Origin of the sequence: Streptomyces sp. HSW2009, from assembly GCF_040240285.1 — a bacterium.
In the GTDB taxonomy this organism is placed as follows: Bacteria; Actinomycetota; Actinomycetes; order Streptomycetales; family Streptomycetaceae; genus Streptomyces.
This window is the reverse complement of sequence record NZ_JBEHZD010000494.1, coordinates 1-5,930: the sequence shown is the minus strand read 5'-3', so window position 1 is coordinate 5,930 and position 5,930 is coordinate 1. Positions and strand designations below refer to the sequence as shown.

The following is a 5,930-nucleotide window of genomic DNA, read 5'->3' as shown; positions in this document are numbered from 1 at the left end:
CCCCCCCCCCCCCCCCCCCCCCCCCCCCCCCCCCCCCCCCCCCCCCCCCCCCCCCCCGCCCCCCCCCGGGGGGCCGGGGCGGAGAAAGCGGAGAGGACGGGAGGGGCATAGGGGACTAGGCGGAATAGACGGGGCGATGCGGAGAAAAGAGGGCGGTAGGGGCGGGGACGCCGGGACCCCCGTGGCGCGAACGCGCCTCGTCAGTGGCGCGAGCGCGCCTTGAACGCGGCCTTGCGGGCCTCCTTGGCGGCCTTCTTGTCCGGGTGCAGCCGCCCCATCGCCTCCAGGACCTCGGCCGTCGCCGGGTGGTCCACGCGCCACATGGTGTCGAAGAAGGAGTCGTTACGGTCCACCAGGCCGCGCACCAGGTCCTGGAGCTCCTCCGCCTCACCGCCCGCGGCCAACTGGGCCGCAATGGTGTCCACGGTGAGCCAGAAGACCATCTCCTCCGACGGCTCGGGGATCTCGGCCACACCCTGCTCGGCCAGCCAGACCCGGGCCAGACCGCCGAGTTGCCCGTCGTCGAGCACGGCCCGCACCGCCGGCTGCGCCTCCGCACCGACCAGGGTCAGCGCCTGCTGGCAGGTGAGCCGGCGCAGCGGCGCCTCCGGGTCGTCGCCACGGGCCGCCGCGAGGAGTTCGCCGGCGGCGTCGGCCGGCGCCCGCCCCGCCAGCCACCGCTCCACCTCGGCGCGGGCCGCACCGTCCGGGAAGCCCGGCAGCGCGGCGAGCAGCGTCGGGGCGTCGGCGTCGGCGAGTTCGCCCACGACCGGCGCGTGCACCCCGGCCTCCAGCATCCGCGAGCGCACCGCGTACACGCCGAGCGGGGTGAGCCTGACCATGCCGTAGCGGGCCACGTCCGCGTCGTCCAACTCCGCGTCGGTGAAGGTGCGCTCGGCCTCGGTCACCCGACCCTCGCCGTCCACCTCCTCGATCAACTCCTCGTCGACCGGCTGGTACTCCACGATGCCGGTGGGCGCGAGCATGCGGAACTGGTCGTCAAGGCGCATCATCGCCTCGGAGACCTCTTCCAGCACCTCGTCGGTCGGCTCGTCCATGTCATCGGGGACGATCATGGAGGCGGCGAGTGCGGGCAGCGGCACCGCGCGGTCGGCGCTCTCCTCGTCCAGCGCCGTCAGCAGATAGAGGTTGCCCAGCACGCCGTCGAGGAAGTCGGCCTCCTCCTCGGGGCTCCAGTCGAGTCCGTCGAGGTCGAGTTCGCCGCCCTCCTGGAGCTGGTCCACCAGGTCGGCGAGGTCGGGCACCGCCGCGTCGGCCAGTACCGTCTCCAGGCCGTCCAGCCACAGTTCGAGCACCTGCTGCGGGGCGCCGCCGGTGAAGTGGGCCAGTTCGTCGCCGGGGCGCGCGGCCCCCTCCGGCTCGTCGTTGCCCCCGGTGTCGGACTCCGCCGACTCCGCGGCCTCTTCCTCCGCCTCGTCGGCGCCGTCCACCTCCACCAGGCCGATGTCCAGGGCGAGCTGCCACGCCTCGGCGGCGTAACCGGGGCCGTCCTCGTCGTCGTCGAGGCCGAGTTCCTTGACCGCCTCGCGCAGCCCGTCGGCCAGCAGTTCACCGCCCGCGCCCACCTGCTTCAGCGGTGCGGCCCAGCGGGCGAGCCGCACCGCTCGGACGAAGAGCGGAGCGCTCAGCGCGTCCCGCGCGAGCTCTGCCTCGGTGTGCAACACGACCGGCGGCATGGTCGGACGATCTTCGGGCATCTGCTGGGTCATCTCCTCGGGGGTCCGGTCACCGAAGACGGGTGACCGCGTGGTGTCCCAGCGTAGACGGATTCGGCCGCGACACTTCGGTTCACCCAGCCGACGGCGGCCGTCCACCCGGAACGTCTTGACAACCCCCTGACCTGCACACGAGATTGACGCGCGTAGACATATCGGGTTCCGCCCGCGCGCTCCCGGCAGCCACGGCGGCCAGGGGCCAGGACCGGCCACCCACCGGCACCGCCCCACACAGCCACCCCGCGCAGCCGGATCACCCAGCCAGCCCCACCGCTCCCCGCCCGCTCCCGTCCCCACCCGCACCGCCTGCCGTACGGCTGCGCCCGCTCTGCCCGCTCTACCCGCTCTACCCGCTCTACCCGTTATGCCTGCCCCACCCGCTCTCTCTGTTCTGTCTGATTCAGCCCGACCCAGCCGCCCCGTTCGGAGGCCCATCGCCATGTCGTCCTCGTCCGCCCCGTCGCCGCGCCCGGAGCGCTCCCGCTCGCGCTCCGGTGCCCGTTCCGCCGCCGTGACCGCGGTGATCACCGCCGCGCTCGCCGCCGGACTGCTGGCCGTGCCGCAGTCCGCGTCGGCCGCCGAGATACGCATCCACGACATCCAGGGCACCACCCGGCTCTCGCCGCTGGCCGGCAAGACCGTCACCGATGTGCCCGGCGTGGTGACCGCCGTGCGCGCCTTCGGCTCGGCGCGCGGCTTCTGGGTGCAGGACCCGCGCCCCGACCGCGACCCCGCCACCAGCGAGGCGATCTTCGTCTTCACGGGCTCCAGCACGCCGAAGGTGGCCGTGGGCGACGCCGTCGAGGTCTCCGGCACGGTCACCGAGTACTACCCGGGCGGCGAGAACGCCGGCCTCCAGTCGGTCACCGAGCTGACCCGGGCGACGTGGACCGTACGCGCGTCGGGCCAGCCGCTGCCCGCCGCGTTCCGGCTGACCGACGCCACCATCCCGACCCGGTACGCGCCCGAGACCGCGGACGGCAGCAGCATCGAGGGGCTGCGACTCCAGCCGCACCGGTACGCGCTGGACCGGTACGAGGCGCTGGAGGGCATGCGCGTGGTCGTCCACAACGCGCCCGTCGTCGGCGCCACCAGCACCCACAACGAGCTGTGGGTGACCGCCGAACCGTACCGGGGCCGCACCGCGCGCGGCGGCGTGCTCTACGACTCCTACCGGCACCAGAACCCGGGCCGGGTCAAGGTCGCCTCGCTCATCCCGTTCGCCGAGCGCCCGTTCCCGGTGGCGAACGTCAACGACCGGCTGGCCGGCGTCACCGCGGGACCGCTCGACTACGACCAGTTCGGCGGCTACGAGATCCAGGCCACCGAACTCGGCACGCTGGTCGACGGCGGGCTGCGCCCGGAGCGGACCCGCCCGCAGCACGACCGCGAGCTGGCCGTGGCCACCTACAACGTGGAGAACCTCTCCCCGAAGACCCCGCAGGCCAAGTTCGACCGGCTGGCCGGGGCGCTGGTGCACAACCTGGCATCGCCTGACGTCGTCGCGCTGGAGGAAGTGCAGGACGACAACGGCCCCACCAACGACTCCGTCGTCTCCGCCGACGCGACGCTGCGCCAGCTCACCGAGGCCATCAAGCAGGCGGGCGGCCCGGCCTACGCCTGGCGCCAGATCGACCCGGTCGACGACCAGGACGGCGGCCAGCCCGGCGGCAACATCCGTAACGCCTTCCTCTACAACCCCGAGCGGGTCTCCTTCACCGACACCCCGGGCGGCGACGCGACCACCCCGGTGCGGGTGCTCAACCGCGGCGGCCAGCCCACCCTGTCGGCGTCGCCCGGCCGGATCGACCCGGCGAACGAGGCGTGGCAGGCCAGCCGCAAGCCGCTGGTGGGCGAGTTCGTCTTCCGCGGCAAGCCGGTCTTCGTGGTCGCGAACCACTTCAACTCCAAGGGCGGCGACCAGGGTCTCGACAGCCGCTTCCAGCCGCCGCGGCGCAGCTCCGAGGTGCAGCGGATCGCGCAGGCCAAGGCGGTCAACGCGTTCGTCAAGGACGTCGTGGCGATCAAGCCCAGGGCGAGCGTGGTGGTCGCGGGCGACCTCAACGACTTCGCGTTCTCGCCGGCCGTCAACGCGCTCACCGACGGCGGCGTCCTCACCGACCTGGTGCAGCACCTGCCCAAGCGGGAGCGGTACGGCTACGTCTACAACGGCAACTCGCAGGTCCTGGACCACATCCTGACCAGCAAGGGCCTGCGCAGGGCGGAGTACGACGTGGTCCACATCAACGCCGAGTTCGCCGACCAGGCCAGCGACCACGACCCGCAGGTCGTCCGCATCCGCCCCTGACCGACGCCCCGGCCCCACCGGGGGCTGGCCCCACCTGAGGGCTGACCTCCCGTGGGGGGGGGGCCGCCCCCCCCCCCCCCGCGGGGGGGGCGCGGGCCCCCCCCCCCCCCCCCCGAGGACGCCGCCGGACCACGGCCGGTCGGCGGCTGACCGCAAGGGTCAGGAGCGTCCTGGCGGCGTGCCGTACGGGTGCACGACCTGGGCCGAGCCGCCGCCGCGGCGCGTGGTCTCGGCCGCGGCCAGCCAGCGGCCGTCGGGCAGCCGCTGCACCCCGGTGGTGGCGCCGATCTCCGGGTTCTTGGAGAACTTGTGCCCGAGCGCTTCGAGCTCGGTGCGCAGCGGGCTGTCCCACAGGCCGGGTTCGAGGTCGGTGGTCACCGTGTTGCGCTGACTGGCGCGCGGCGCGGCGATGGCGTCGACCAGCGGCAGGCCGCGATCGAGGTGGTTGAGCAGGGTCTGCAACACCGTGGTGATGATGGTGGAGCCGCCGGGCGAGCCGAGCGCGAGCACCGGGCGCCCGTCGTCCAGGACGATCGTCGGCGACATCGAGGACCGCGGGCGCTTGCCGGGCCCCGGCAGGTTCGGGTCGTGCACGCCCGGGGTGATCGGCGTGAAGGAGAAGTCGGTCAGCTCGTTGTTGAGCAGGAACCCGCGCCCCGGCACCGCGATGCCGCTGCCGCCGGTCTGTTCGATGGTCAGCGTGTACGCGACGACGTTGCCCCACTTGTCGGCCACCGTCAGGTGCGTGGTGTCGCGGCCCTCGTACGGGGTGGGGGAGGCGGTGCCCGAGGTGGCGCAGGGCTTCGGGTCGAGCGGGTCACCCGGGGCGAGCGGGCTGGTCAGCGCCTTGTCCGGGGAGAACAGGCAGGCCCGTGCGTCGGCGAACTCCTGGCGCAGCAGCGGCCGGGTCGGCACGTCCTCGAACGCCGGGTCGCCCACCCAACGGCCCCGGTCGGCGAAGGCGATCCGGCTCGCCTCGATGTAGCGGTGGAGGAAGTCCCGGTCGCTGAGGTCGGCCGGCGCGCCGGTCTTCCCGTCGCCGAGCGCGTCGCTCTCCAGGATGTTCAGCGCCTCGCCGACCGTGGTGCCGCCCGACGAGGACGGCGCCATGCCGTACAGGTCGAGGCCCTGGTAGTGCGAGCGGCTCGGGGCCTGCTGGCGCGGGGCGTACGCGCGCAGGTCGGCCCGGGTCAGGTCGCCGGGCCGCACGGTGCGGTCCGCGTCCGGGGCCACCGGGGGCTTGCGCACGGTGCGGACGATGTCGCGGCCGATGTCGCCGCGGTAGACGGCGTCCACGCCCTCCCTGGCCAGCACGCCGTAGGTGCGGGCCAGATCGGGGTTGGTGAGGGTGCTGCCGACCACGGGCAGCTTGCCGCCCGGCAGGAAGAGCTTGGCGCTGGCCGGGAAGTCGGCGAACCGCTCGGCGTTGTCCGCGGTCTGCTGGCGGAACGTCTGGTCGACGGTGAAGCCGTCCCTGGCCAGCCGCTGGGCCGGCCGCAGCACCTGGGCCAGGGACTTGGTGCCCCAGCGGTCCAGGGCCGAGTCCCAGGTGGCGGCGGTGCCGGGGGTGCCGACGCCGAGCCCGCTGGTGACCGCGTCCTGGAACGGGATCGGCTTCCCGTCCTCCAGGAAGAGATCGCTGCCGGCGCTGCGCGGGGCGGTCTCGCGGCCGTCGATGGTGGACACCCGCTGCCGCTTGGCGTCGTAGTAGACGAAGTACCCGCCGCCGCCCACGCCCGCCGAGTACGGCTCGGTGACGCCGAGGGCCGCGGCCGTGGGGCCCCGCGCGCACCCCCCCCCGTGCGCCCCGCCGCCCCCCCACCGGGCCAGGGAGTGTTATAAAAAAGACCGCCCGCCCCAAAAAAAGAGGGTGTGAGAGCGGGGGG

General features: G+C 74.0%; 2 protein-coding genes and 1 pseudogene. 1 reads left to right on the top strand and 2 read right to left on the bottom strand.

Going from position 1 to position 5,930, the window contains the following annotated elements:
• Positions 1-200: 200 nt before the first annotated feature.
• Complete coding sequence (locus tag AAHZ94_RS27160; RefSeq protein ID WP_349996049.1) at positions 201-1,718, bottom strand: hypothetical protein; 1,518 nt, start codon at positions 1,716-1,718, stop codon at positions 201-203.
• A gap of 457 nt (positions 1,719-2,175) precedes the next feature.
• Here AAHZ94_RS27160 and AAHZ94_RS27155 point away from each other — a divergent pair, with 457 nt between their 5' ends.
• The gene (locus tag AAHZ94_RS27155; RefSeq protein WP_349996048.1) at positions 2,176-4,044 is read left to right on the top strand and encodes a DUF8508 domain-containing protein; all 1,869 of its coding nucleotides are present in this window, start codon (positions 2,176-2,178) and stop codon (positions 4,042-4,044) included.
• A 159-nt stretch (positions 4,045-4,203) separates the two neighbouring features.
• On the opposite strand, the pseudogene AAHZ94_RS27150 reads toward AAHZ94_RS27155, so the two are convergent.
• Positions 4,204-5,820: pseudogene (locus tag AAHZ94_RS27150) on the bottom strand (gamma-glutamyltransferase family protein); the annotation flags it as partial.
• Between the last annotated feature and the right edge of the window lie 110 nt (positions 5,821-5,930).